The sequence below is a fragment of the Solirhodobacter sp. genome, from assembly GCF_964715405.1.
The window spans coordinates 41585-63988 of record NZ_CBAICG010000008.1 but is presented as its reverse complement, the minus strand read 5'-3'; the positions used below and the strand labels follow the sequence as shown (position 1 = coordinate 63988).

Annotated in this window: 29 protein-coding genes; 10 read left to right on the top strand and 19 right to left on the bottom strand. The window is 67.4% G+C overall.

The features are described from left to right. Positions 1–49 precede the first annotated feature (49 nt). From AC11WY_RS05315 to AC11WY_RS05295, 5 genes are read left to right on the top strand one after another with little or no spacing between them, the layout of a single operon-like run. Positions 50–1198, top strand: a complete 1149-nt coding sequence (locus tag AC11WY_RS05315) for an acyl-CoA dehydrogenase family protein (RefSeq protein ID WP_482923290.1) — start codon at positions 50–52, stop codon at positions 1196–1198. Continuing rightward, positions 1195–1599: a RidA family protein gene (locus AC11WY_RS05310; RefSeq protein ID WP_482923288.1), complete on the top strand. Its 405-nt coding sequence runs from the start codon at positions 1195–1197 to the stop codon at positions 1597–1599. Before AC11WY_RS05315 ends, AC11WY_RS05310 begins: the two co-directional genes overlap by 4 nt. 22 nt (positions 1600–1621) lie before the next feature. Continuing rightward, positions 1622–3247, top strand: coding sequence for an AMP-binding protein (locus tag AC11WY_RS05305; RefSeq protein ID WP_482923286.1), 1626 nt, complete (start codon positions 1622–1624; stop codon positions 3245–3247). Beyond that, on the top strand, positions 3244–4083 hold the full coding sequence (kynA, locus tag AC11WY_RS05300; RefSeq protein WP_482923284.1) for a tryptophan 2,3-dioxygenase: 840 nt from the start codon (positions 3244–3246) through the stop codon (positions 4081–4083). Before AC11WY_RS05305 ends, kynA begins: the two co-directional genes overlap by 4 nt. Then, entirely contained in the window at positions 4083–4517 is a 435-nt protein-coding gene (locus AC11WY_RS05295) for an acyl-CoA thioesterase (RefSeq protein WP_482923282.1), read from the top strand. Before kynA ends, AC11WY_RS05295 begins: the two co-directional genes overlap by 1 nt. Here AC11WY_RS05295 and galE read toward each other — a convergent pair. The 5 genes from galE to AC11WY_RS05270 all read right to left on the bottom strand — a co-directional run bounded on the left by galE (position 4508) and on the right by AC11WY_RS05270 (position 9502). Next, a complete protein-coding gene (gene galE, locus AC11WY_RS05290) occupies positions 4508–5527 on the bottom strand; it encodes a UDP-glucose 4-epimerase GalE (RefSeq protein ID WP_482923280.1) in 1020 nt (339 codons plus the stop codon). The two genes, AC11WY_RS05295 and galE, sit on opposite strands and share 10 nt — an antisense overlap. 56 nt (positions 5528–5583) lie before the next feature. Beyond that, positions 5584–6639 carry an ABC transporter ATP-binding protein gene (locus AC11WY_RS05285; protein ID WP_482923278.1) on the bottom strand — a complete coding sequence of 352 codons (1056 nt, stop codon included), beginning with the start codon at positions 6637–6639 and terminating at the stop codon, positions 5584–5586. Between the two features lie 3 nt (positions 6640–6642). Then, positions 6643–7431, bottom strand: coding sequence for an ABC transporter permease (locus tag AC11WY_RS05280; protein WP_482923276.1), 789 nt, complete (start codon positions 7429–7431; stop codon positions 6643–6645). Then, the gene (locus tag AC11WY_RS05275) at positions 7428–8309 is read right to left on the bottom strand and encodes an ABC transporter permease (RefSeq protein WP_482923398.1); all 882 of its coding nucleotides are present in this window, start codon (positions 8307–8309) and stop codon (positions 7428–7430) included. The genes AC11WY_RS05280 and AC11WY_RS05275 overlap by 4 nt, the downstream gene beginning before the upstream one ends. A gap of 86 nt (positions 8310–8395) precedes the next feature. Beyond that, the gene (locus AC11WY_RS05270) at positions 8396–9502 is read right to left on the bottom strand and encodes an ABC transporter substrate-binding protein (RefSeq protein ID WP_482923274.1); all 1107 of its coding nucleotides are present in this window, start codon (positions 9500–9502) and stop codon (positions 8396–8398) included. A gap of 380 nt (positions 9503–9882) precedes the next feature. Here AC11WY_RS05270 and AC11WY_RS05265 point away from each other — a divergent pair, with 380 nt between their 5' ends. Then, positions 9883–10041: a hypothetical protein gene (locus AC11WY_RS05265; RefSeq protein WP_482923272.1), complete on the top strand. Its 159-nt coding sequence runs from the start codon at positions 9883–9885 to the stop codon at positions 10039–10041. On the opposite strand, the gene AC11WY_RS05260 is transcribed toward AC11WY_RS05265, so the two are convergent. The 12 genes from AC11WY_RS05260 to ffh all read right to left on the bottom strand — a co-directional run bounded on the left by AC11WY_RS05260 (position 10025) and on the right by ffh (position 17276). Next, positions 10025–10834 (bottom strand): division plane positioning ATPase MipZ, encoded by an 810-nt coding sequence (locus tag AC11WY_RS05260; RefSeq protein WP_482923271.1) that lies wholly within the window; start codon positions 10832–10834, stop codon positions 10025–10027. The two genes, AC11WY_RS05265 and AC11WY_RS05260, sit on opposite strands and share 17 nt — an antisense overlap. A gap of 115 nt (positions 10835–10949) precedes the next feature. Further along, positions 10950–11318, bottom strand: a complete 369-nt coding sequence (locus AC11WY_RS05255; RefSeq protein WP_482923269.1) for a hypothetical protein — start codon at positions 11316–11318, stop codon at positions 10950–10952. A gap of 153 nt (positions 11319–11471) precedes the next feature. Further along, positions 11472–11693 (bottom strand): 50S ribosomal protein L31, encoded by a 222-nt coding sequence (gene rpmE, locus AC11WY_RS05250; RefSeq protein WP_482923267.1) that lies wholly within the window; start codon positions 11691–11693, stop codon positions 11472–11474. Positions 11694–11704: 11 nt separating this feature from the next. Further along, the gene (gene rplS, locus AC11WY_RS05245) at positions 11705–12088 is read right to left on the bottom strand and encodes a 50S ribosomal protein L19 (RefSeq protein WP_482923265.1); all 384 of its coding nucleotides are present in this window, start codon (positions 12086–12088) and stop codon (positions 11705–11707) included. 46 nt (positions 12089–12134) lie between these two features. After that, the gene (gene trmD, locus AC11WY_RS05240) at positions 12135–12899 is read right to left on the bottom strand and encodes a tRNA (guanosine(37)-N1)-methyltransferase TrmD (RefSeq protein ID WP_482923397.1); all 765 of its coding nucleotides are present in this window, start codon (positions 12897–12899) and stop codon (positions 12135–12137) included. A 65-nt stretch (positions 12900–12964) separates the two neighbouring features. Further along, entirely contained in the window at positions 12965–13357 is a 393-nt protein-coding gene (locus AC11WY_RS05235) for a hypothetical protein (protein WP_482923263.1), read from the bottom strand. Beyond that, positions 13354–13866, bottom strand: a complete 513-nt coding sequence (gene rimM / locus AC11WY_RS05230; protein ID WP_482923261.1) for a ribosome maturation factor RimM — start codon at positions 13864–13866, stop codon at positions 13354–13356. Before rimM ends, AC11WY_RS05235 begins: the two co-directional genes overlap by 4 nt. Before the next feature lie 64 nt (positions 13867–13930). Beyond that, positions 13931–14287, bottom strand: a complete 357-nt coding sequence (gene rpsP / locus AC11WY_RS05225) for a 30S ribosomal protein S16 (protein ID WP_482923260.1) — start codon at positions 14285–14287, stop codon at positions 13931–13933. A 41-nt stretch (positions 14288–14328) separates the two neighbouring features. Next, a complete protein-coding gene (locus AC11WY_RS05220) occupies positions 14329–14625 on the bottom strand; it encodes a chorismate mutase (RefSeq protein WP_482923258.1) in 297 nt (98 codons plus the stop codon). A gap of 88 nt (positions 14626–14713) precedes the next feature. Continuing rightward, positions 14714–15226, bottom strand: coding sequence for a GNAT family N-acetyltransferase (locus tag AC11WY_RS05215; protein ID WP_482923256.1), 513 nt, complete (start codon positions 15224–15226; stop codon positions 14714–14716). Beyond that, on the bottom strand, positions 15223–15768 hold the full coding sequence (locus tag AC11WY_RS05210; protein WP_482923254.1) for a GNAT family N-acetyltransferase: 546 nt from the start codon (positions 15766–15768) through the stop codon (positions 15223–15225). The genes AC11WY_RS05215 and AC11WY_RS05210 overlap by 4 nt, the downstream gene beginning before the upstream one ends. Further along, complete coding sequence (gene ffh, locus AC11WY_RS05205; protein ID WP_482923252.1) at positions 15765–17276, bottom strand: signal recognition particle protein; 1512 nt, start codon at positions 17274–17276, stop codon at positions 15765–15767. The genes AC11WY_RS05210 and ffh overlap by 4 nt, the downstream gene beginning before the upstream one ends. Before the next feature lie 252 nt (positions 17277–17528). Here ffh and AC11WY_RS05200 point away from each other — a divergent pair, with 252 nt between their 5' ends. Beyond that, entirely contained in the window at positions 17529–18368 is an 840-nt protein-coding gene (locus AC11WY_RS05200) for a hypothetical protein (RefSeq protein WP_482923250.1), read from the top strand. A 100-nt stretch (positions 18369–18468) separates the two neighbouring features. Here AC11WY_RS05200 and AC11WY_RS05195 read toward each other — a convergent pair whose 3' ends face one another. Further along, positions 18469–19125 (bottom strand): LysE family transporter, encoded by a 657-nt coding sequence (locus AC11WY_RS05195; protein ID WP_482923248.1) that lies wholly within the window; start codon positions 19123–19125, stop codon positions 18469–18471. A 334-nt stretch (positions 19126–19459) separates the two neighbouring features. Between AC11WY_RS05195 and AC11WY_RS05190 the strand changes: the two genes are divergently transcribed. After that, positions 19460–19828, top strand: a complete 369-nt coding sequence (locus AC11WY_RS05190) for a hypothetical protein (protein WP_482923246.1) — start codon at positions 19460–19462, stop codon at positions 19826–19828. A 53-nt stretch (positions 19829–19881) separates the two neighbouring features. On the opposite strand, the gene AC11WY_RS05185 is transcribed toward AC11WY_RS05190, so the two are convergent. Then, entirely contained in the window at positions 19882–20472 is a 591-nt protein-coding gene (locus tag AC11WY_RS05185) for an FMN-dependent NADH-azoreductase (protein WP_482923244.1), read from the bottom strand. A gap of 114 nt (positions 20473–20586) precedes the next feature. On the opposite strand from AC11WY_RS05185, the gene AC11WY_RS05180 reads away from it, so the two are divergent. After that, complete coding sequence (locus AC11WY_RS05180; protein WP_482923242.1) at positions 20587–21474, top strand: LysR family transcriptional regulator; 888 nt, start codon at positions 20587–20589, stop codon at positions 21472–21474. Between the two features lie 8 nt (positions 21475–21482). Then, the gene (locus AC11WY_RS05175; RefSeq protein WP_482923240.1) at positions 21483–22367 is read left to right on the top strand and encodes a DMT family transporter; all 885 of its coding nucleotides are present in this window, start codon (positions 21483–21485) and stop codon (positions 22365–22367) included. Positions 22368–22404 lie beyond the last annotated feature (37 nt).

Genomic DNA, 22404 nt, shown 5'->3' with positions numbered 1-22404 from the left:
GGGCTGTCTGCCCCCCGGACCCCCCGAGGATATTTGGGAACGGAAGAAGATGGCAGACAGAAGCTTCTTGGAGTGGCCGTTTTTCGAGGCGCGGCACCGTGATCTGGCGGCGGCGCTGGAGGCTTGGTGCGCGGCGAACCTGCCGGTGTCGCATGACGACGTGGACGCCGCCTGCCGGGGGCTGGTGGCGGCGCTGGGTGCGGGCGGCTGGCTGCGCCATAGCGGGGCGGGCGCGGGCGAGCGGCTGGACGTCCGCACGCTGTGCCTGATCCGCGAGACTCTGGCGCGGCATGACGGGCTGGCGGATTTCGCCTTTGCCATGCAGGGGCTGGGGATGGGGGCGGTGAGCCTCTTTGGAACACCGGACCAGCGGGCCTGGCTGGCGCGGACGCGGACGGGGGCGGCGATTTCAGGCTTCGCCCTGACCGAGCCGAACTCGGGGTCGGATGTGGCCAACACGGCGACGGTGGCGGCGCGCGACGGCGACGGTTGGGTGCTGACGGGCGAGAAGACCTATATCTCGAACGGCGGAATTGCGGATGTCTATGTTGTCATCGTGCGTACCGGCGAGGCGCCGGGGGCGAAGGGGCTGTCGGCCTTCCTGATGCCCGCGGATGCGCCGGGGCTGGAGGTCGTCGAACGGATCGCGGTGATCGCGCCGCATCCGCTGGCGCATCTGCGGCTGGACGGCGTGCGGCTGCCGGGGGCGGCGCTGATCGGGCGGGCCGGCGAGGGGTTCAAGGTTGCCATGTCGGTGCTGGACGTGTTCCGCCCGACGGTGGGGGCGGCAGCGCTGGGGTTCGCGCGTCGGGCGCTGGACGCGGCGGTGGTGCGGGTGAAGGCGCGCCGGGTCGGCGGCGCGGCGCTGGCCGAGTTGCAGATGGTGCAGGGCCATATCGCCGACATGGCGGTGGAGATCGACGCGGCCGCGCTGCTGATCTACCGCGCGGCCTGGACCAAGGACATGGGGGCCGCTCGGGTCAGCCGCGAGGCGGCGATGGCCAAGCTTTACGCCACCGAGGCGGCGCAGCGGGTGATCGACATGGCGGTGCAGTTGCATGGCGGCGACGGGGTGCGGCAAGGCTTCGCGGTGGAAAGCCTTTACCGCGAAATCCGGGCGCTGCGCATCTACGAGGGCGCGAGCGACGTGCAGCGGCTGATCATCGCGCGGGCGGTTCTGGCGGAGGGCGGGGCATGAGCGACGGGCATGAGGTTCTGCATCCGCGCCACTGGAAGCCCGCGGCGGGCTACGCGAACGGGGTTGCCGCCACGGGGCGGATGATCTTCTGCGGCGGGCTGATCGGCTGGAACGCGGATCAGGACTTCGAGACCGACGACTTCGTCGGGCAGGTAGGCCAGACGCTGCGCAACATCGTGGCCGTGCTGGCCGAGGGCGGGGCGGAGCCGCGCCATCTGGTGCGGCTGACCTGGTATGTGACCGACAAGCGCGACTATCTGGGCAACCTGCGCGCGCTTGGCGCCGTTTATCGCGAGGTGATCGGGCGGCACTACCCGGCGATGGCGCTGGTGCAGGTGGTGGCGCTGGTCGAGGACCGCGCGAAGGTCGAGATCGAGGCGACGGCGGTGGTGCCGCTGTGACGCGGACAGGGGAGGGCGCGCGATGGTGAACCTGGGGCCTTCAGGCCATGTCGATAGCTTTGCCCGCGACCGGCTGCCGCCTGGTGAGGATTGGCCGGAATTGCCGCTGGAGGGCTTCAGCTACCCCGAATGGCTGAACGCGGGCGTGGAACTGACCGACCGCATGGTGGCGCAGGGCTTTGGCGACCATACCGCGCTGATCGGCAACGGCCGCAGACGCACCTACAAGGAACTGACCGACTGGACCAACCGCATCGCCCATGCGCTGGTCGAGGATTACGGCGTGAAGCCCGGCAACCGCATCCTGATCCGGTCGGCGAACAACCCGGCGATGGTGGCCTGCTGGCTGGCGGCGATGAAGGCGGGGGCGGTGGTGGTGAACACCATGCCGATGCTGCGCGCGGGCGAGCTGACCAAGATCGTCGACAAGGCCGAGGTTTCGGTCGCGCTGTGCGACACGCGGCTGATGGAGGAGATGGTCGCCTGCTCCAAGGGCTCGGCCTTCCTGACCACGGTGATCGGCTTCGACGGCACCGCGAACCACGACGCGGAACTGGACCGCGCGGCGCTGGACAAATCGGTGCGGTTCACGGCGGTGAAGACCGGGCGGGACGATGTGGCGCTGCTGGGCTTCACCTCGGGCACCACGGGGGTGCCGAAGGCGACGATGCACTTCCACCGCGACCTGCTGATCATCGCCGACGGCTATGCGAAGGAGGTGTTGGGGGTGACGCCGGAGGACATCTTCGTCGGCTCGCCGCCGCTGGCCTTCACCTTCGGGCTGGGCGGGCTCGCGGTCTTCCCGCTGCGCTTCGGTGCGGCGGCGGCGCTGCTGGAAACCGCCTCGCCGCCCAACATGATCGAGATCATCCAGAAGTACCGCGCCACGGTCTGCTTCACCGCGCCCACCGCCTATCGGGTGATGCTGAAGGCGATCGACGAGGGGGCGGACCTGTCGTCCTTGCGCGCCGCCGTGTCGGCGGGCGAGACGCTGCCCGCGCCGGTCTATGACGAGTGGAGGGCCAAGACCGGCAAGCCGATGCTCGACGGGATCGGCGCCACCGAGATGCTGCACATCTTCATCACCAACCGCTTTGGCGACAGCCGCCCGGCCTGCACCGGGCGGCCGGTGACCGGCTATCAGGCGAAGGTCGTGGACGCCGCGGGCACCGAGGTGCCGCGCGGCACAGTGGGCAAACTGGCGGTGCGGGGGCCGACCGGGTGCCGCTACCTCGACGACACGCGGCAGCGCGACTATGTGCAGAACGGCTGGAACCTGACCGGCGACGCCTTTGTGCAGGACGCCGAGGGCTATTTCCACTTCGCCGCCCGCAACGACGACATGATCGTCAGCGCGGGCTATAACATTGCCGGACCCGAGGTCGAGGCGGCGCTGCTGTCGCACCCCGGCGTGCACGAATGCGCGGTGATCGGCGCGCCCGACGAGGACCGCGGCCAGATCGTCGAGGCGCATGTCGTGCTGGCGGCGGGGGTCGCGCCCGATGCGCTGACGGTCAAGGTGTTGCAGGACCATGTGAAGGCGGTGATCGCGCCCTACAAGTATCCGCGCCGGATCATCTTCACCGCCGCGCTGCCGAAGACGCAGACCGGCAAGATCCAACGCTTCCGGCTGAGAGAGAACCCATGACCCAAACCCCTTACGACCCCGCCCGCGAGGGTGCCCAGATGGTCTTCGATGGCCGGATGTCCTACGGCGACTACCTGCGGCTGGATGCGATCCTGGGCGCGCAGGCGCAACTGTCGGATGCCCATGACGAGATGCTGTTCATCATCCAGCACCAGACATCCGAGTTGTGGATGCGGCTGGCGATCCACGAGCTGACGGCGGCGCGCGATGCGGTCGCCGGGGGCGATTTCGCCCATGCGTTCAAGACGCTGGCCCGGGTGTCGCGGATCTTCGAGCAGTTGAACGGCGCTTGGGATGTGCTGCGCACGATGACGCCGTCGGATTACACCAAGTTCCGCGATGCGCTGGGCCAGTCGTCCGGCTTCCAGTCCTGGCAGTACCGGCTGATCGAGTTCATGGTGGGCAACCGCAACCCGGCGATGATCCGCCCCCATGCGCACCGCCCCGAGATCAAGGCGCTGCTGGAGGCGGAACTGGCGCGGCCCTCGCTTTACGATGTGGCGCTGGGGGCATTGCACAAGGCGGGGCTCACGCTGCCCGAGGAGGTGATCCACCGCGATACCGCGCAGCAATGGCAACCGAACGCCGCGGTGCAGGCGGCCTGGGCGCAGGTTTACCGCGACCCCGAGGGGCATTGGGCGCTTTACGATCTGGCCGAGAAGCTGGTGGATTTCGAGGATTACTTCCGCCGCTGGCGCTTCAACCACGTCACGACGGTCGAACGGGTGATCGGCTTCAAGCGGGGCACCGGGGGCACTGGCGGCGTGACCTATCTTCGCCGTATGCTGGAGGTCGAGCTGTTTCCAGAGCTCTGGCATGTGCGGACCGATCTTTGATGCCTTTCGTCTACCGTCAGAAAGTGCTGTTCCAGCACTGCGATCCCGCCGGGATCGTGTTCTATCCGCGCTATATGGAGATGATGAACGCGACGGTCGAAGAGTGGTTTGAAGGTCGCCTGAAGCATTCCTTCGCCAAGATGCACGGCGCGATGCAGGCCGGGGTGCCCACCGCCGAGCTGCGGGTGGTGTTCAGCGCGCCCAGCCGCCTTGGTGACATGCTGGCAATCTCGCTTTGCCTGCGGCGGTTGGGGCGCACCAGCGCGGGGCTGGAGTTCGTGGCGGAATGCAACGGGCAGGTGCGGTTGAAGATGCACTCGACCCTGGTCTTCATCAGCTTCGCCGAAGGTCGCCCGCAGCCTTGGCCGCCGCGCCTGCGTGCGCGGCTGGAGGCGGAACTGGAGCCGTTGCCGTTGCCCGAGCCTCAGCCCTGACGGGTGTTGGACCGGCGCGAGACCCAGGCCCAACTGGTGGCGCACATGTTGTCCAGATCGCGTTCGGCGCGAAAGCCCAGCACCTCGGCGGCCCTGGTCGGATCGCCGTAGTAGCAATCCAGATCGCCCGCGCGGCGCGGGGCGATCTTGCAGGGCAGATCGCGCCCGCAGGCACGCGAATAGGCGGCCAGCATGTCCATCACCGAATAGCCCTGCCCGGTGCCAAGGTTCACGGTGTGGCTGTCATCGCCGCGCATCAGCGCGTCGAGCGACAGCACGTGACCCCGCGCGAGGTCCACCACATGGATGTAGTCGCGCACGCCGGTGCCGTCGGGCGTCGGGTAGTCGTTGCCGAACACGTTCAGCGCGGGCAATTCGCCGGTGGCGACCTTGGCGATATAGGGCATCAGGTTGTTCGGAATGTCGGACGGGTCTTCGCCGATCAGCCCGGTGTCATGCGCCCCGGCCGGGTTGAAGTAGCGCAGGATGCCGTAGCGCCAGCGGTCGTCGGCCCCGGCGACCTGCTGGATGATCTGCTCGCCCATCAGCTTGGTGTAGGCATAGGTGCTGGCATAGCCCAGCGCCGCGCCCTCGGGGATCGGCCAGTCCGTCGTCGGCGCATAGACCGTGGCCGAGGACGAGAACACCAGCCGGAACACCCCCGCGTTGCGCATCGCCTTGAGCAGGTTCACCAGGCCGGTGCAGTTCGTCTCGATATACTCCAGCGGCTTTTCCTGCGACTCGCCCACCGCCTTCTTGGCGGCGAAATGCACCACGCCGTCGAACCGGTCGCTGGCGAAAACGCGCGCCAGCCCCGCGGGGTCAAGGATGTCGCAGCGATACACGGTGACCGGCCTGCCGGTGATCACCTCCAGCCGGTCGGGCACGTCGTCGCGCGCGTTGGCGAAATTGTCGAGGATCGCGACCTCGTAACCCGCCGCGCACAGCGCCGCATAGGTGTGCGACCCGATGTAGCCGGCGCCGCCGGTCAGGAGAATCTTGCCTGGCATCAATCTCTCACGGTTCAACCCGCAAAGGTCTATACCGGTCGGCCTCTTGGCGCCAGTCAGTCGGTCAGCACCAGCAGGTCGGCCTCTGAAATGCTGATCTCGGCGGCGCTGCCAACGGCGGGCGGCGGCGTATCGGGCTGGTTGAAGGTGTCGAGCGAGATCAGGTTGCCGCCGACGTTCACCCGGATGCGGATGACCGAGCCGAGGAAGTGCACCTCGGCGATGCGGCCCGACAGCACGACGCCGCGCGCGGTGTGGCGGCCAAGGCTGATCACCTCGGGGCGCAGCGCCAAGCTGATCGCGCCGTGGGCGCCGTTCAGGGTGCGGTTCAGCGCCACCGCCGTTTCGCCGACCGTCACATGGCCACTGACGGCATCCACGACCTTGGCGTCAAGCAGGTTCAGCGTGCCGACGAACTGCGCGACAAAGCGGGTTGTCGGGCGGTTGTAAATCTCGAAGGGCGTGCCGACCTGATCGGCGATGCCGTTCGTCATCACCACGACACGGTCCGACATCGACAGCGCCTCTTCCTGGTCATGGGTCACGAAGATCGTGGTGATGCCCAATTCGCGCTGGATGGCGCGGATTTCCTCGCGCAAGGACACCCGGATCTTGGCGTCGAGCGCCGAGAGCGGTTCGTCCAGCAGCAGCACGCGCGGCCGCACCGCCAGCGCGCGGGCCAGCGCCACGCGCTGTTGCTGACCGCCGGAAAGCTGAAACGGATAGCGGGCGCCAAGGTCGGACAGGCCGATCAGCTTCAGCATCTCGGCCACGCGCGCGGCGATCTCGGCGCGTGCCATGCCCGCGACCCGAAGCCCGAAGCCGACGTTCTGCGCCACCGTCAGGTTCGGGAACAGCGCATAGGCCTGAAACACCATGCCGATGTTGCGCTGGTTGGGGCGCAACGCGGTGACGTCCTGCCCGTCGATCACGATGGTGCCCGCAGTCGGCGTCTCGAACCCCGCGACCATGCGCAGGACCGTGGTCTTGCCGCAACCCGACGGCCCCAGAAACGAGACGAACTCGCCCTTGTCGATCGACAGGTCGAAATCCTTCACCACGCGGGTCGCGCCGAAGGATTTCTCGAGGTGATTGAGTTCCAGGTAGGCCATGCGCTATCGCTTTGCTGAGGAGAATTTGGAGAAGCGGGTGAAAAGCTGGATCAGCCCCATGCAGGCCCAAGTAATGGCGAAGGCGATCACCGCCAGCGCCGAGGGTTCGTAGGCGCGGTTGCCGCCCATCCAGAACATGTAGGGCCCGAAGGTGTTGAGGTTCAGCAGCGCCGCAAAGACATATTCGCCGATCACGATGGCGAAGGTCAGGAACGCGCCCGACAGCACCGAGACCAGCACGTTGGGCAGGATCACGCGGGCCAAGATGGTGACCCAACTGGTGCCGAGGCTCTGCGCGGCCTCGGTCAGCGTGCGCACGTCGATGGCGCGCAGCCCGGTATCGACGGCGCGGTACATGTAGGGCAGCGACAACGTGACATAGCCGAACAGCACCAGGATGTTGGTGCCCCACCAGGTGCCGGTCAGCGGCAGCCAGGACGAGGTGTTGTAGATGCGGATATAGCCGAACACGATCACGATGGGCGGGATCACCAGCGGCAGCAGCGTGATGAACTCGATCACCGGGCGCATTCCCGGCAGCCGCAGCCGCACCCAGTAGGCGGTGGGCACCACGATCAGCACGCCCAGCACGATGGTCAGCAGGGCGAGCACGACCGAATAGCCGAAGGTGGCCTGAAACTGCGGGTCCGACAGGACGACGCGGTAAGCCTCCAGGCTGTATTCGCCGCGCTTCATGCGCAGCGAGAACTCGATCATCCCGATCAGCGGCAGGAAGAAATAGACCGCGCCCGCCGCGATGATGAGCCAGGAGCCCAGACGGTTGCGCTTCATTTGATCCACCTTTCGGCGCGGATGCGCAGCACGATGTAGATGACGTTGGCGATGCCGGTCAGCAGGATCATCCCGAAAGCGATGGCATAGCCCAGATGCGGGTCGTTCAGCACGTCGCCGCGGATCTGCGCGAACAGCTTGATCGGCACCAGCGTCAGCCCCGACCCGGTCAGCGCCATCGCCGTGGCGACCGCGCCGAAGGAGTTGGCGAACAACAGCGCGGCCGTGCCCAAGAGCGAGGGCCAGAGCACCGGCAGCGCCACCATGCGCCAGTATTGCACACTGGTGGCGCCCAGGATCACCGCGGCCTCGCGCCATTCCTTGCGCAGGCCTTCCAGCGCCGGGGTGATGATCAGCACCATCAGCGGGATCTGGAAATAGAGGTAGGTCAGCACCAGGCCGACGAAGCTGAGCAGGTTGAAGCCGGTGGCGTAGATGTTCACCCCGAACCAGTCGCGCGCCAGCACGGTGACAAGACCGACGCGGCCCAGCGTCGCGATGAAGGCGAAGGCGAGCGGCACGCCGGCAAAGTTCGACGCGACACCCGAGAACGTCAGCACACTGCCGCGCAGCCAGCCGGGCAGGTTCCCCAGCGTGATCGCCGAGGCGATCAGAAAGCCCGCGAAACAGCCGATCACGGAGGTCAGCAGGCTGAGCCAGATCGACATCCTGAAGGCGTCCAGAATCGACGCGCTGAACAGGTTGCCGAGGTTGGCGAGCGTGACATTGCCCTGCGCATCGACAAAGGCGCCGACGACGATGTTCAGCGTCGGCAGGATCAGAAACAGCACCGCGAACAACAGGAACGGCACAATGCCGAGCCAGTTCAGCGGCAGTCTTCGCCGCGGCTTGGCGGCAGCACCGATGGTGGACGTCATGGTCATGCCGGAAAGGTCCGCTGCGTCAGCCTGTGGAAAAAGGTTCGCCCCGCAGATCGCGGGGCGAACCGGTGGTCAGGTCAGGATCACTTCACCACGGCGCCCACGGTGGCATCCCAGCCGCCGGTGACGGCAGCCTTGTTGGCCGCCTGCTCGTCCAGCGTCGGGAACACGGCCTTGGTGTAGGCATCGGCCGGCGGCAGCGCATCCATCAGCGCCTGCGGGATCGCCTTCTTCGCGGCGAGATCGTTGAAGCGGATCGGGTGGCAGTAGCCCTTCAGCCAGCCAAGCTGACCTTCATCGGAATAGATATACTCCATCCACAGCTTGGCGGCGTTGATGTGCGGCGCGAAGGCCGAGATCGCCTGCACGTAGACACCGGCGACCACGCCCGACTTCGGCACGACGACTTCCATCGGCGGGTTGCCCTTCAGGCTGTCTTTCCACGCCAGCAGGTTGTAGTCCCACGCCGCGACGATCGGGGTCGCGCCCTGGGCGATGGTGCCCGACTTGGCCGAGACCGGGACGAAGTTGCCGGCCTTGTTCAGCGCGGCGAAGAACTTCAGGCCCGCTTCGCCCGAGTCCTTGCCAAGCTTCGCGCCCGAAGCGGCACCGGCCGCCATCACGGCGAGGATCGCCTGGTTCGACGAGCGCGGGTCGCCGGTCAGGGCAACGGCGTTGGCGTATTCCGGCTTGGTCAGGTCCGACCAGTCGGCGGGGGAATTCTTCACGATGTCCTTGTTGATGCCGAAGGCCATCACGCCGTAGTAGTCGCCGTACCAGAAGCCGTCGGCGTCCTTGGCGTTTGCCGGGATCGTGTCCCAGGTCGAGACCTTGTAGGCCTGGATCAGGCCGTCTTTCTTGGCGGACGGGCCGAAAGCCAGACCGACGTCGACAACGTCGGGCGCCTGCGGGCCCTTGTTGTCCTTGTTGGCCTTGATCGCCTCGATCTCGTCGCCCGAGCCCGCGTCAGGGTTCAGTTCGTTGACGGTGATGCCGGGATATTTCGCCTTGAAGCCGGCGATGACGTCGCCGTAGGCGCACCAGTCGTGCGGCAGCGCGATGACGGTCAGTTGGCCTTCCGCTTTCGCGGCGGTGTAGAGGTCGTCGATGGCGCCGGCCGAGGCCATCCCGGCCACGGAGGACAGCGCCACGGCGCTGGCCGTGATCGCAAGTCGATGGTTGAATTTCATATCGGGTCGCTCCCCATTGTTGTTGATGCCGCTGAAGCCGCTGTCGCGACAGGATGATCGTGAACCGCTGCTCCTGTCCGCCGGTCAGTCCGGGCCGCTACAGGTAACGGCGCTTTTTGTGACAAGGCAAGTGGCGTGACGTCGGCTTCAGTCCCGCGCTTGGTATCTTCTGTGTTTAAAGGTTGTGTGACTGTTCATGATCGTTTTGTAACAGCCTCCTGGCCCGGTGTCGCCGCGCGTTTTGCCTTCGCCCGGCGTGCGGTTGTGGCGGTTGTCGCGAATCAGGCAAGCGATTGTTTCGGGCAAGCCGCGGCGCCGGACCGCGCGCGACACAGTTCGGCCGCGAACGGCGATCACGCTGACTCAACGACAGGATCAACATGGAGACGCTGATCATGAACCTGGGTCGCCGCTTCGTCATTCACCTGCTGCGCGGCAGGCAACACACCCCTTCGGCGTTCGACAAACGGCTCAGCGCGCTTTGCGCCGCGGCGTGCCCCGCCCCCGCGGGTGTTGCGCTGTTCAGAGGTCGCCGCTGACGCCGGGCAGGCCCAGCGTGTTCATCAGGTCGCGCACTTCCTGGCGCGCGGCGATGTTCGAGATGTTCAGCTGATCGACGCCGAGATCGCGCAGGTCGAGCAGCGTCAGCCCGCGCGGAAACAGCTCGCGGAAGATCACGCGCTCGGAAAAACCGGGCGCCACCCGAAAGCCGATGCGGCGCGACAGATCCTCCAGCGCGGCGCCGACCTTCTTCTTGTTGTGCATCTGCTGCGCGCCAAGCCGGTTGCGCAGCACGATCCAGTCGATCGGCTTCAGCCCCGCCTGCGCGCGCAATTGCCGCGCGTTCCACACCATTTCCGCGTAGATCGAGGGGCCCTTCACCTTGCCGGTTTCCGGATCGACGTGCGCCAGCAGATCGAAATCCACAAAACTGTCGTTCAGCGGCGTGATCAGCGTGTCGGCCAGCGAATGCGCGACCTGGCTCAGCCGGGTGTGCGAGCCGGGGCAGTCGATGACGATGAAATCGCAGCTCGGCTCCATCTCGGACACCGCGGCCGACAACCGCTGATCGAAGACGTTTTCGTTCGGCGCCAGCGTGCTGCGATCGACCTCGGGCAGCGGCCGCAGATCGGGCGTGGGCAGGCTGTGGCCCGAGCGGGCCATATAGGCGCGGCGGTTCTCGATATAGCGGCCAAAGCTCTGCTGGCGCAGGTCGAGATCAAGCGCGCCGACCCGGAACCCCATCCGCGCCAAGGCGGTCGCCACATGCATGCAGGTGGTGGATTTGCCCGAGCCGCCCTTCTCGTTTCCCACCACGATGATGTGCGCCAAGATGCGTTCCCTGTCCCGTTACCCGCTCAAGCGGCGAGGTTTGTTGGGGTCACTATATGTTGTGGCCATGCCGATGGGAAGCTGACGGCAGCAGCAAGTCGGCCGACTGTGGCAGTCACGACGTCGGGGCGTCATCCCCGCAACGCAGGGCCAGGCGCTCGCAGCGAACCACCGGCCAATCGGCGCGTCCCCAGCAGTAGCCCGCCGGGTTTTGGGTCAACCGAAGGATCCAGACCGGAGGATTGCCGTCCGCGGTCATTTGCGGGTCGCCCTCTCGCCGCAGCGTGATCGAGCCCGCGTCATAGTCCAGAATGTCGTATCGCTCATGGTCCCGCATCTGCCCGCTGGCGTCAGGCGCGGGCTGTGCCCAACGGAAAAGGGCGTGCGGCGGCGCGGCCATGAAGCTCAGCCGGTGCGGGTTCTGCGTGCAGGATTGGGCCGGGTTCTCGACGCTGCCGTAAAGGCCCGCCGCACGATCGAACACCGTTTGCGCGCCCGCAGGCGCCGCAAGCAGCAGGATAAGGCAGACCGCACACCGGATCATCGCGCCAGTATGACCAAGCCTGCGGTGGCACGGAAGCCCCCAATGAAAAGGGCGCCCCGCAAGAGGCGCCCGGTTCCGTCGTCGGGGTGAGGCTCAGAAGCCCAGGCCGGCGTATTTGTTCTTGAACTTCGAGACGCGCCCGCCGGTATCCATCAGCTTGGCGTTGCCACCGGTCCAGGCCGGGTGCGCCAGCGGGTCGATGTCGAGCGCCATCTGTTCGCCTTCCTTGCCCCAGGTGGAGCGGGTCTGGAACACGGTGCCGTCCGTCATCTTGACGTCGATCATGTGATAGTCGGGGTGAATGCCCTTTTTCATGGTCCCGCTCCTTACGCTTTCGCGCCGTCTTTGGGTTTGTAGTTGGTGAATTCGGCGATCCGGGCGGATTTGCCGCGGCGGTCGCGCAGGTAGTACAGCTTGGCGCGGCGAACCTGGCCACGACGCACGACCTCGATCGCGTCGATGTTGGTCGAGTAGAGCGGGAAGACGCGCTCGACGCCCTCGCCGAAGGAAATCTTGCGCACGGTGAACGAGGCCGAGATCGTGCTGCCGCCCTTGCGGCTGATGCAGACGCCTTCGTAGGCCTGCACACGGGTGCGCGTGCCTTCGGTCACCTTGTAGCCGACCCGCAGGGTGTCGCCGGCCCGGAAGTCGGGGATCGTCTTGGCCAGAGCGGCAATCTGCTCGGCCTCCAGTTGCGCGATAATGTCCATCGCTTGTCCTTCGTCTGGCGCGGTTGTTCCGCGGTGTGATGCAACCTCAGAGCTCTCGGTCTTCGTCCGGGTCCCTACCATGCACCGCACAGTAAGCCCGCCAGAGGTCAGGTCTGCGTTCCTTGGTCAGCCTTTCGGCCATCCCCCGTCTCCAGTCGGCGATGTTCGCGTGATGGCCCGAAAGAAGAATCTCGGGGATCGCGCGGCCTTCCCAAAGCGTGGGCCGTGTGTACTGCGGAAATTCAAGAAGCCCGTCCGAAAAGGATTCCTCTTCGGCGGACTGATGATTCCCGAGCACGCGGGGTATAAGGCGAACGGTCGCGTCGATCAAGGCCTGTGCCGCGATCTCGCCCCCGGTCAGGACGAAATCGCCCAGGCTGACCTCTTCGACACCGAATTGCTCCAGCACCCGTTCATCCACGCCCTCGAACCGGCCGCAAAGCAGGGTCAGGCCGTCGCCGGTGGCAAAGCGGCGGGCCATCGCCTGATCGAAGCGGCGGCCGCGCGGCGACAGGTAGATCACCGGCCAGCGCGCGCGATCGGGCGGGGTGCCGATCGCAGCCGAGGCCAGCGCCTTGCCCACGATGTCGGCGCGCAGCACCATCCCGGCGCCGCCCCCGGCGGGGTTGTCATCGACGTTCCTGTGGCGACCCTCGCCGAACGGGCGCAGGTCGATCGGCTCAAGCGACCACAGCCCCATGTCCAGCGCCTTGCCGGTGAGACTGAGGCCGAGCGTGCCGGGAAAGGCGTCGGGAAACAGCGTCACGACCTTCGCCGTCCATGCGCCTTTGACGCGCTGCGGCCCGTCCATCAGGTCGCGTGGCTGGGAGGAAGCCGAAATCGACAGGCGTCCGTGCGATTTCGGCTTTGGTTCCGTCACGCCTTCAGGGCCTCCGGGGCTGGTTCCGACCGCAGCATCCGCAGGAACGGCAGCGCGAGGAACGACAGCCCGACCGTCAGGCCCAGCGGCAGATGCGGCACGGTGCCGAGGATGCCGCCCACGCCGCGCCCCAGCGCGAAGCAGAACACCACCAGCGCGACCTGGGTCACGATCCGCATCGCGACGCATGCGATGGTGCTGGCGCGGCGCCACTCTGCCCCGGCTTGCGGCCAGAGTTCAGGGTGAAGGATCACCAGCCACATCAGGAACAGCGCGACAAAGATCGGCACCATGTGCCACGTGTAGCCCGCAAGACCTGCAAGCATTGCGCCGAAATAGAGCATGGCGGCGCAAAACATGAACATCTGGTGGCGCAGATTCGGGGTCATTCCAGCAATCCCTCCGGTATGTCGGCGATGATCCGGCCCGCGGCCAGATCGACTGTCGGGACGATTGCACGGGTGAAGGGCAGAAGTAGGGCGGATTTCGGGCCGGAACGATCAACCTCCAGCAGGTCGCCCGCACCGTGGTTGTGCACCGCCGTGACACGCCCGACCGGAGTGCCGCCAGCGTCGAGCACGGTCAGGCCGATCAGGTCGGCGTGGTAAAACTCGTCGTCACCCAGTCCGGGCAGGCGGTCGCGCCCGACATAGAGCGAGGTGCCGCGCAGCGCGTCGGCCTCTTCCTTGGTGGCGACGCCGGAAAGACGGGCCGAAAAGCCGTTCGGGATGACGCGGGTCAGCGTCACCTTGAAGCGGCGTTTGCCATCCTCGGTCGCCAGCGGCCCGTAGGCGGCGATCGCCTCGGGGTCGGAGCAGAAGCTTTTCAGGCGCACCTCGCCCTTGACCCCGAAGGCTCCGGCAATGGCGCCGACACAGACGTGATCGGTGGCGGTCATATCAGGCTCCGGCAGCGGCGGGCGCGGACTGCGCCCGCCCGGTCAAGGGTTTGGCGAATCGGAGTTATTCCGCCACCACTGCCGCTTCTGCCTTCTTGGCCTTCTCGGCGGCGCGGGCGATCGCCTTCTTGCCCGGCTTGGCGGAAACCGGGTTGTTGCGCTCGGTCTTCGGGCGGGCGCCGGCGGCTTCCAGCATGCGGGCGACGCGGTCGGTCGGCTGCGCACCCTGGCCCAGCCAGTACTGCACACGCTCGATGTTCATCTTCACGCGGGTCTCATCGTCCTTGGCCAGCATCGGGTCATAGGTGCCGAGCTTTTCGAGAAAGCGGCCATCGCGCGGCATGCGGCTGTCGGTGGCGACGATCGAGTAGTGCGGGCGCTTCTTGCTGCCGCCACGGGCGAGGCGGATTTTCATCGACATATCAGGGGTCTCCTTGGGTTTGGTTGGGGCGGCGGGGGCCGCTATTCTTGCAGTTTCTCGTGATGCCTGATCACTTCGGAGATGATGAAGGTCAGGAATTTCTTGGCGAATTCGGGGTCGAGATCGGCCTCGGTCGCCAGCCGTTCCAGCCGCTCGATCTGCCGCGCCTCGCGCGCCGGGTCCGACGGCGGCAACTCGTGCGCGGCCTTCAGGCGGCCCACCGACTGGGTGTGCTTGAACCGCTCGGCCAGCGTGTAGACGAGGATCGCATCCAGCCGGTCGATCGATTCCCGGTGCTCTTTCAGCAGCGCCTGGGCGCGGGTGGCGTCGTCGGTCATGGGCGGCTCCGGGACAGGTTAATGCGGCGTTCGGTGGACACCGAAAACACACCGAAAACACACCGATTTCGCACCGACGTTTGCAGCCTCATGCCGCCCTCCGCAGGTCGTGGCGGATCACCACATCGGTCGGGTCGATGCCCGGCAGCGTCGGGTCGATCACCCCGCCCAGCCGCAGGCCGAGCGCGATGGAGCGGGCGTTCGCGGGTTCGATGATGCTGGTCAGCCGGGTCCAGCCCAGATCGTCGCGCGCCCAGGCCATCACCGCTTGGGCCGCTTCGGCGGCATAGCCCTTGCCTTCGGCTTCGGGCACGACGAACCAGCCAAGCTCGGGCGACGGGTATTCGGCGGCGTGGTAGATGCCGACCTCGCCGACATAGGCGCCGGTCGCGCGATCCTCGACGGTGAACGGGCCATAGCCCATCAGCGCCCATTGCCCGACTTCCGAGGCCCAAATGCGCCAGGCGGCAGCGCGCGGCAGGGGCCCGCCCTCGTCCACCGACCGATCCGACGCATAGAAGGACGCGCGCGGCTCGAAATCGTCGAGCCGGGGCATCCGCAGCGTCAGCCGCACGGTGGTGAGGGTGGGCGCCATCGTCATGCGGCCAGCGCCTTCGGGCCGGGGTGGCGGAAGATCAGCGCGAGCGCGCCGGAGGGCGCGGTCCAGTCCCGCTCGCGCCGGGCGCCGAGCCGTTCGGCCAGCGCGATCGACCGCGCGTTGCCGGGGGCGATGACGCTGGTCAGCGTGGCCCAGGCCAGCGTGTCGTAGGCATAGGCACGCAGGCGGCGGGCGGCCTCCTGCGCGAAACCGCGCCCTTCGAAGCCGTCGAACAGGGTCCAGCCGAGCTCCGGTTCGAGCCAGCCCTCGGGGCTCCAGAATCCGGCCATGCCGACCTGAGCGCCGGTGTCGCGCTCGATCACGCTGAACATGCCGTAGCCGCGCAGCAGCCAGTGGCCAAGGTCGGTGGCGAAGGCACGCCACGCGGCGGCGCGGTTCAGCGGGCCGCCGATGAAGGCGCTGCGATCCGAGGCCCGGAAGGTGGCGTAGGCGTCGAAATCGCGCGTTTCGGGCGCGCGCAGGATCAGCCGGTCGGTGGCCAGCACCGTCGCGTCGATCAGGAGGGAGGAGGGGCTGTTGATCATTTCTTCTTTCCTAAGCCGCCAAGGCCCGACAGCCCGGCCGGCAGCTTCATCCCGCCGCCGCCAAGGCCGGGCAGGCCGGTGGGCATCTTGCCCTTGGCAAGATCGGCCGCCGCCTTCAACTGTGCCGGGTCCATGTTGGCAAGGTCGGGCATCCCGCCCGCGCCCTGGCCGCCCATCATGCCCTTCATCGCCTGCTTGAGCATCCCGCCCTTGCCCATCTTCTTCATCATGTCCGCCATCTGGCGGTGCATCTTCAGTAGCTTGTTCAGGTCGGCCACCTCGAGCCCCGACCCGGTGGCGATGCGGCGCTTGCGGCTGGCTTGCAGAAGGTCGGGGTTGGCCCGTTCCTTTTTGGTCATCGAGTTGATCAGCGCGATCTGACGCTTGAGCATGGTGTCGTCGAAGCCCGCCGCCTCGGCGGCCTTCTGCGCCTTGCCCATGCCGGGCAGCATCCCCATGATCGACTGCATGCCGCCCATCCGCAGCATCTGGTCAAGCTGGGATTTCAGGTCGTTCATGTTGAACAGACCCTTCTGGAAGCGCTTCATCGCGCGTTCCATCTGCTCGGCTTCCAGCGTTTCCTGCGCCCTCTCGACCAGCGCGACAATGTCGCCCATGCCGAGGATGCGGCCCGCGACACGCTCGGGCTCGAAGGTCTCCAGCGCGTCCAACTTCTCGCCGAGGCCGACAAAGCGGATCGGCTTGCCGGTGACGGCGCGCATCGACAGCGCGGCGCCGCCGCGGCCGTCGCCGTCCATCCGGGTCAGCACGACGCCGGTGATGCCGATCTTGCCGTCGAACTCGGTCGCGACGTTGACCGCGTCCTGACCGGTCAGGCCATCGACGACCAGCAGAATCTCGCGCGGCTGGGCGATGTCGCGCACCGCCTGCACCTCGGCCATCAGCACGTCGTCGATGTGCAGACGCCCGGCGGTGTCCAGCAGGAACACGTCGTAGCCGCCGAGATGGGCCTGCGTTTTCGCGCGCCTGGCGATCTGGATGGCGGACTCGCCCTTGACGATGGGCAGGGTGTCGACGCCGATCTGGGCGCCGAGGATCTGCAACTGCTCCATCGCGGCCGGGCGGTTGGTGTCGAGCGAGGCCATCAGCACCCGCTTGCCGTTCTTCTCCTTGAGACGCTTGGCAAGCTTGGCGGTGGTGGTGGTCTTGCCCGAACCCTGCAGGCCGACCATCAGGATCGGCGCGGGCGGGTTGTCGATCTTCAGCGCGTCGGGTTCACCCTCGCCGCGCAGCACGTCGATCAGCGCGTCATGGACGATCTTGACGACCTGCTGGCCGGGCGTCACGGATTTGGTGACCTGCTGGCCGGTCGCCTTCGCCTGCACGGCGGCGACGAAATCGCGCGCGACGGGCAGCGAGACGTCGGCCTCCAGCAGCGCGGTCCGCACCTCGCGCAGCGCGGTCGCCACATCGGCATCCGACAGCGCGCCCTGCTTGGTCAGCCGGTCGAACACGCCGCCGAGCCGGGCGGAAAGGTTCTCGAACATCTGCGGCCTCCTGCCGGTTGCACCCTGCCCGGCATGTAAGGCCGGACGCTCCAAACGCCAATGTCACCCGCGGGCGCAACGCGCTGACGGATGGCGATCCTCGATGGACTCGAGGACCGGAAGCTTTGACGCACTTCCGGAATCGACGGGTATCTAGGCGGTTCGGCGGCGGAGGTCAAGAAAAACACAAAGGTGAGGCTGGCCGGGCGGCGGGATTGACCTAATCTCCTTGGGGCGAACAGGGAGGCTGCCATGAACGACGGCGTGATCTATGTGGCGAAGGGGGCGGGCTATCTTGACCTTGCGGAACGCTCGGCGGCCTCGCTCAGGGCGCTCAATCCGGGGCTGGCGGTCGATCTGTTCACCGATCAGCCGCAGGTGAGGCCGGGCCTGTTCGACCGGGTGCGGCCGATCCCCGACAGCGGGCCGACGCCGAAGCTGGCCTGCCTGCCCGAGACCCGGTTCGCGCGCACGCTCTATCTGGATTGCGACACGCTGGTGCTGGCGCCGTTTGGCGACCTTTTCGACATCCTCGAGCGGTTCGAACTGGCGGTGGCACATGACGTGCGGCGCACCTCGGCGCTGATCCGCGAGGGGCACGCGGTCGACACGCCCTATGCCTTTCCGCAGATGAACTGCGGCGTGATGCTGTATCGGCGGTCGGCGGCGATGGACGCGTTCCTGGCCGACTGGCAGCGGCGCTACCGCAGGGCGGCGCGGACCCGTGATCAGGTCAGCTTTCGCGACCTGGTCTGGCAAAGCGACGTCCGGTTTTATGTGCTGCCGCCCGAGTTCAACCTGCGCCGGGTGACGGTGCTGGACGCCTGGGAACCGCTGGACGCGCGGCCGACCATCCTGCACTCGCACCGCCTGTTGCAGCACCTGCGCGGCAACCCCGAGCGGCTGGACGATCTGCCCGCGATCATGGTGGCCGAGCGGGTGGCGCGGGCGCAAGAGTGGGAGAGGCTGGGCCTTGACGCGCCGGTGGCGCCCGGCGCGGACCCGGCGCATCCGTTCCACGCGGCCGAGGCGCGGGCGGGCCGGGACACCCAACCCGAGGCCCGAGCGGTCGCGGCGCGGATGGGCGGGTGAAGGGGAGGGGGCTCTCTGCCCCCTCTGCGCCCTGCGGGCGCATTCACCCCTGAGGATATTTGGGCCAATGGGAATGGGAAAAGGGGGCGGGCGATCTGCGTCAACCGCCCACGAGCCGGGTGACCGAGCCGATGATGAAGTAAAGCATGAGGAGTGCGGTCGCGCCGTTCATCAGGATGGCGCCCCAGCGGCCGTTGCCGGCGCCGATCTGGCGGTGGACCAGCACCACCGTGCCGGACCACACGAGCCCCCAGGTGGCGGCGCCGACGATGACGGCGGCGGCGGTCAGCAGGAGCGCGTGCAGGCCGAGATGGGTCATCTCGGGGCGGCCGACGGCGGCGAGCCAGAAGGTGACGTTCCAGGGGCTGGTGATCGCCATCGAGAAGCCCAGCAGGTAGCTGGCCCGGGTGCTGTCGAAGCGGGGCGGGGCGGCGGCGGCGGCAGCGGCCGGGCCGGCCCAGGCTCGCCAGGCGCGGCGCAAGAAGGTCAGCATCAAGAGGGTCAGCAGCGCGACGCTGATCGTGCCCATGATCATCTGGGCGAGCGGTCCGGTGAAGATCAGGCCCACCCCGAGCGCCACCAGGATCGCCCAGAGCGCATCGCCCGAGCAGGCGCCAAGCAGCAGGCCGAAGCCCGCCCAGAACCCGCGCGCAAGGCAGCGGCGCGCGATCTCGGTATTGATCGGGCCCGGTGGCCAGGCGACCGACCAGCCCAGCAGAAAGCCGGTGCCGAGGATGGGAAGCAGGGTGCCGTTCATCTGTGTCTCTGCGCGGTGGCGCGCTCCGGGCGGCGCGGCTGGCACAGTTGCGCGAAACCGCGGGCGGGGCAAGCGGGCGCGGCGCCGAGGCGGTGGGCGAGGGGCGGAGCGCGATCACGCGGTCCGCACGAATCGTTGATCGCGATGTGCCGGGCTGACTATGTTGCGCCGGAGGCCGGCGCGCAAGACTGCGCAGAGGCTGGAAATTCTTCGCTTGACTGGAATTGGCTGGAACGGTCCGGGACGGCAATGGCGCCGCCCCGAGGGAAACACGCGACCGTCTGACCGCGACAGGGAACCTGCGGCGGCAGCGGCGTGCAAGGCAGGATGGAACATGAAACGAGGTTACGCGCTGGTTGCTGCAACGTGGCTCGGCCTGATGGTCGGCGCCCCGGCCCATGCCAACGGGCTGGACTTCACGCTGAACAACGCCACCGGCTACGACATCAAGGCCGTCTATGTCGATCCGACGAGCAGCGACAGCTGGACGGACGACGTCATGGGGGCGGACATCCTGCCGGATGGCAGCGGGGTCGACATCCATTTCACCGGCGACGCCGACAGCTGCAAATGGGACCTGAAGGTGGAGTGGACCGAGGACTACAAACCGACGGTCTGGAGCGGTCTGAACCTGTGCAACATTTCCGAGGTCACGCTGAAATACAACCGTGACACGGATGTGACCACGGCTTTCACCAAGTGACGAAACCGCCGCCGGAGGGGGGATTCTCCGGCGGCGTCCGATCTGTCAGCGGCTCAGAGCGCCAGCGCGTTGACGGCGGCGAGCGCGCCCGGAACGGTGGTTTCCGGCGCATAGGCGATGGCGTCGGCGGCGACGATCTCGACATCGGTGATGCCGAAGAAGGTCAGCATGTGACGCACGTAGCCCGAGGCGAAGTCGATCGCCGAGCCCTGCTTGGTGCCGTCCGAGGCCATCGCGATGATCGCCTTCTTGCCCTTCAGCAGACCCTGCGGCCCGGCCTCGGTGTAGGTGAAGGTCTCGCCTTTGCGGGCCAGTTGGTCGAACCAGCTTTTCAGCTGCGACGGCACGCCGAAGTTGTAGACCGGCAGGCCGATGACGATGATGTCGGCGGCGCGGACTTCGTTCAGCAGCACGTCCGAATAGGCGACGATGGCCTTTTGCGCGTCGGTGCGGGCCTCGGCGGAGCTGAAGACGGCGCCGATCCAGGCGGCATCGACCGGGTTGATGCCGATCGAGAGGTCGCGGCTGACGAGGCTGGCATCGGCGTGGGCGTCAAGCAGGCGGGCGATCAGGCGGTCGGTCAGCTTGCGCGAGATGGAGGCCTCGCCCTTGATCGAGGCTTCGATGCGGAGGATGGCGGTCATGGTGTGCGTTCCTTGTTGGGGCCGCCGGGCTGGCGGGGTGGGTTACACATCGGTCTTGCAGCGCCGAACGCAATCTTGAAGAATGCAGGGGTTCTGTGAGTGGATGCACACGTCATGGCGATTGACACCTGGGACGAGATTCGCACCGCCTATCAGGTCGCCCGGCTGGGCACCGTCTCGGGCGCGGCCGAGGTGCTGGGGGTGCACCATGCCACGGTGATCCGGCATGTCGACGCGCTGGAAAAGCGGCTGGGGGTGCGGCTCTTTCAGCGCCACGCGCGCGGCTACACGCCGACCGAGGCCGGGCAGGATCTGTTGCAGGTGGCACAGGCGACCGATGACCAGTTCAGCCAGTTTGCCGCGCGGATCAAGGGCTTGGGCGAGGCGGTGACGGGCGAGCTGGTGGTGACCTCGTTGCCCGATCTGGCACCGCTGGTGACGCCCGCGCTGGTCGGTTTCCAGGCGCTGCATCCCGGCCTCATCGTGCGCTACCTGACCGATGTGCGGCTGTTCAAGCTCGAATACGGCGAGGCGCATGTGGCGATCCGCGCCGGGCGGGCGCCGGATGAGCCTGACAACGTGGCGCAGCCGTTCCTGCATGTCCGCTATGCGCTATACGCCGCGCGCGGTTACGTTGCGCGGTTCGGGCTGCCGCAGGGCGAGGCGGCACTGGCTGCGCATCGCTTCGTCGGGCCGGATGGTGAGGCCAGTCGGGTGCCGTTCTTCCGCTGGCTGGCGCAAACGGTGCCGCCCGAGGCGATCACCTTCCGCACCACCGACATGCGCGCGATGAGCCAGGCGGTGATCGACGGGGCCGGCATCGGGTTCCTGCCTGTCTGGGTCGCGCAGGGGCAGGCGGACCTTGTCGAGGTGCTCCCCCCCCGCAAGGAGTGGGAGGTGGAGGTCTGGCTGGTCACCCATGTCGACCTGCATCGCACCGCCAAGGTGCAAGGCTTCCTCGCCTATCTGAAGCAGGAGGCGAAATCCTGGCCGATGGCTTAGGCCCGCCCGTGCGCTGGTCGCCCGCCGCGCGCGGGCATCTGGCGATGCTGGCCTTCTCGGCGCTGGTGGCGGGGTCGTTCGCGCTGGGCTCGATGGCGGCGAACCTGATCGCGCCCGCCGCGCTGAACGCGGCGCGGTTTGCGCTGGCGGCGGTGGTGATCGGCGCGGCGGCGCTGCTGACCACCGGGTTGCCGCGTAGCGCCGCGCGCGCGCCCTGGCGCTATCTGGTGCTGGGCGGGCTGTTCGCGGGCAATTTCGTGCTGATGTTCGTCGGGTTGAAGACAGCGCCGCCGGTGTCGGCCGCCGCGGTCTTCACGCTGACGCCGGTGATGGCGGCGGGGTTCGGCTGGCTCTTGCTGCGCCAGATCACCACGCCGCGCATCGCCCTGGCGCTGATGATCGGGGCGGCGGGGGCCCTGTGGGTGATCTTTCGCGGCGATCCGGCGAGTGCGCAGGCCTTCCACGTCGGCCACGGCGAGGTGGTCTATTTCTGGGGCTGCATGGCGCACGCGATCTATACGCCGATGGTGCGCAAGCTGAACCGGGGCGAGTCGCCGGTGGTGTTCACCTTCGGGATGCTGGTGGCGGGGATGGTGATCCTGACCGTCTTCGGCTGGTCCGACATCCGCGCGACCGACTGGCTCCATCTGCCGCCGATCGTCTGGATCACGCTGCTTTACCTCTCGATCTTCGCCAGCGCGATGAGCTTCGTTCTGCTTCAGACGGCGGCGATGGTGCTGCCGTCGGCCAAGGTGATGGCCTACACCTACCTGACGCCAAGCTGGGTGATCCTGTGGCAGGTGGCGCTTGGCCACGGCGCGCCGCCTGCGCTGGTGGCGGTGGGGGTGGCGCTGACGGCGCTGGCGCTGGTTATCCTGCTGCGCGGCGACTGAGGCGGGGTTGAACGGGGCGGTGGCCCTGCCATATATG

Coding starts and splice junctions, on each gene's coding strand:
- AC11WY_RS05315 (WP_482923290.1), top strand. CDS start 50: ATGGCAGACAGAAGCTTCTTGGAGTGGCCGTTTTTCGAGGCGCGGCAC.
- AC11WY_RS05310 (WP_482923288.1), top strand. CDS start 1,195: ATGAGCGACGGGCATGAGGTTCTGCATCCGCGCCACTGGAAGCCCGCG.
- AC11WY_RS05305 (WP_482923286.1), top strand. CDS start 1,622: ATGGTGAACCTGGGGCCTTCAGGCCATGTCGATAGCTTTGCCCGCGAC.
- kynA (WP_482923284.1), top strand. CDS start 3,244: ATGACCCAAACCCCTTACGACCCCGCCCGCGAGGGTGCCCAGATGGTC.
- AC11WY_RS05295 (WP_482923282.1), top strand. CDS start 4,083: ATGCCTTTCGTCTACCGTCAGAAAGTGCTGTTCCAGCACTGCGATCCC.
- galE (WP_482923280.1), bottom strand. CDS start 5,527: ATGCCAGGCAAGATTCTCCTGACCGGCGGCGCCGGCTACATCGGGTCG.
- AC11WY_RS05285 (WP_482923278.1), bottom strand. CDS start 6,639: ATGGCCTACCTGGAACTCAATCACCTCGAGAAATCCTTCGGCGCGACC.
- AC11WY_RS05280 (WP_482923276.1), bottom strand. CDS start 7,431: ATGAAGCGCAACCGTCTGGGCTCCTGGCTCATCATCGCGGCGGGCGCG.
- AC11WY_RS05275 (WP_482923398.1), bottom strand. CDS start 8,309: ATGACGTCCACCATCGGTGCTGCCGCCAAGCCGCGGCGAAGACTGCCG.
- AC11WY_RS05270 (WP_482923274.1), bottom strand. CDS start 9,502: ATGAAATTCAACCATCGACTTGCGATCACGGCCAGCGCCGTGGCGCTG.
- AC11WY_RS05265 (WP_482923272.1), top strand. CDS start 9,883: ATGGAGACGCTGATCATGAACCTGGGTCGCCGCTTCGTCATTCACCTG.
- rpmE (WP_482923267.1), bottom strand. CDS start 11,693: ATGAAAAAGGGCATTCACCCCGACTATCACATGATCGACGTCAAGATG.
- rplS (WP_482923265.1), bottom strand. CDS start 12,088: ATGGACATTATCGCGCAACTGGAGGCCGAGCAGATTGCCGCTCTGGCC.
- trmD (WP_482923397.1), bottom strand. CDS start 12,899: ATGGACGGGCCGCAGCGCGTCAAAGGCGCATGGACGGCGAAGGTCGTG.
- AC11WY_RS05235 (WP_482923263.1), bottom strand. CDS start 13,357: ATGACCCCGAATCTGCGCCACCAGATGTTCATGTTTTGCGCCGCCATG.
- rimM (WP_482923261.1), bottom strand. CDS start 13,866: ATGACCGCCACCGATCACGTCTGTGTCGGCGCCATTGCCGGAGCCTTC.
- rpsP (WP_482923260.1), bottom strand. CDS start 14,287: ATGTCGATGAAAATCCGCCTCGCCCGTGGCGGCAGCAAGAAGCGCCCG.
- AC11WY_RS05220 (WP_482923258.1), bottom strand. CDS start 14,625: ATGACCGACGACGCCACCCGCGCCCAGGCGCTGCTGAAAGAGCACCGG.
- AC11WY_RS05215 (WP_482923256.1), bottom strand. CDS start 15,226: ATGACGATGGCGCCCACCCTCACCACCGTGCGGCTGACGCTGCGGATG.
- AC11WY_RS05210 (WP_482923254.1), bottom strand. CDS start 15,768: ATGATCAACAGCCCCTCCTCCCTCCTGATCGACGCGACGGTGCTGGCC.
- ffh (WP_482923252.1), bottom strand. CDS start 17,276: ATGTTCGAGAACCTTTCCGCCCGGCTCGGCGGCGTGTTCGACCGGCTG.
- AC11WY_RS05200 (WP_482923250.1), top strand. CDS start 17,529: ATGAACGACGGCGTGATCTATGTGGCGAAGGGGGCGGGCTATCTTGAC.
- AC11WY_RS05195 (WP_482923248.1), bottom strand. CDS start 19,125: ATGAACGGCACCCTGCTTCCCATCCTCGGCACCGGCTTTCTGCTGGGC.
- AC11WY_RS05190 (WP_482923246.1), top strand. CDS start 19,460: ATGAAACGAGGTTACGCGCTGGTTGCTGCAACGTGGCTCGGCCTGATG.
- AC11WY_RS05185 (WP_482923244.1), bottom strand. CDS start 20,472: ATGACCGCCATCCTCCGCATCGAAGCCTCGATCAAGGGCGAGGCCTCC.
- AC11WY_RS05180 (WP_482923242.1), top strand. CDS start 20,587: ATGGCGATTGACACCTGGGACGAGATTCGCACCGCCTATCAGGTCGCC.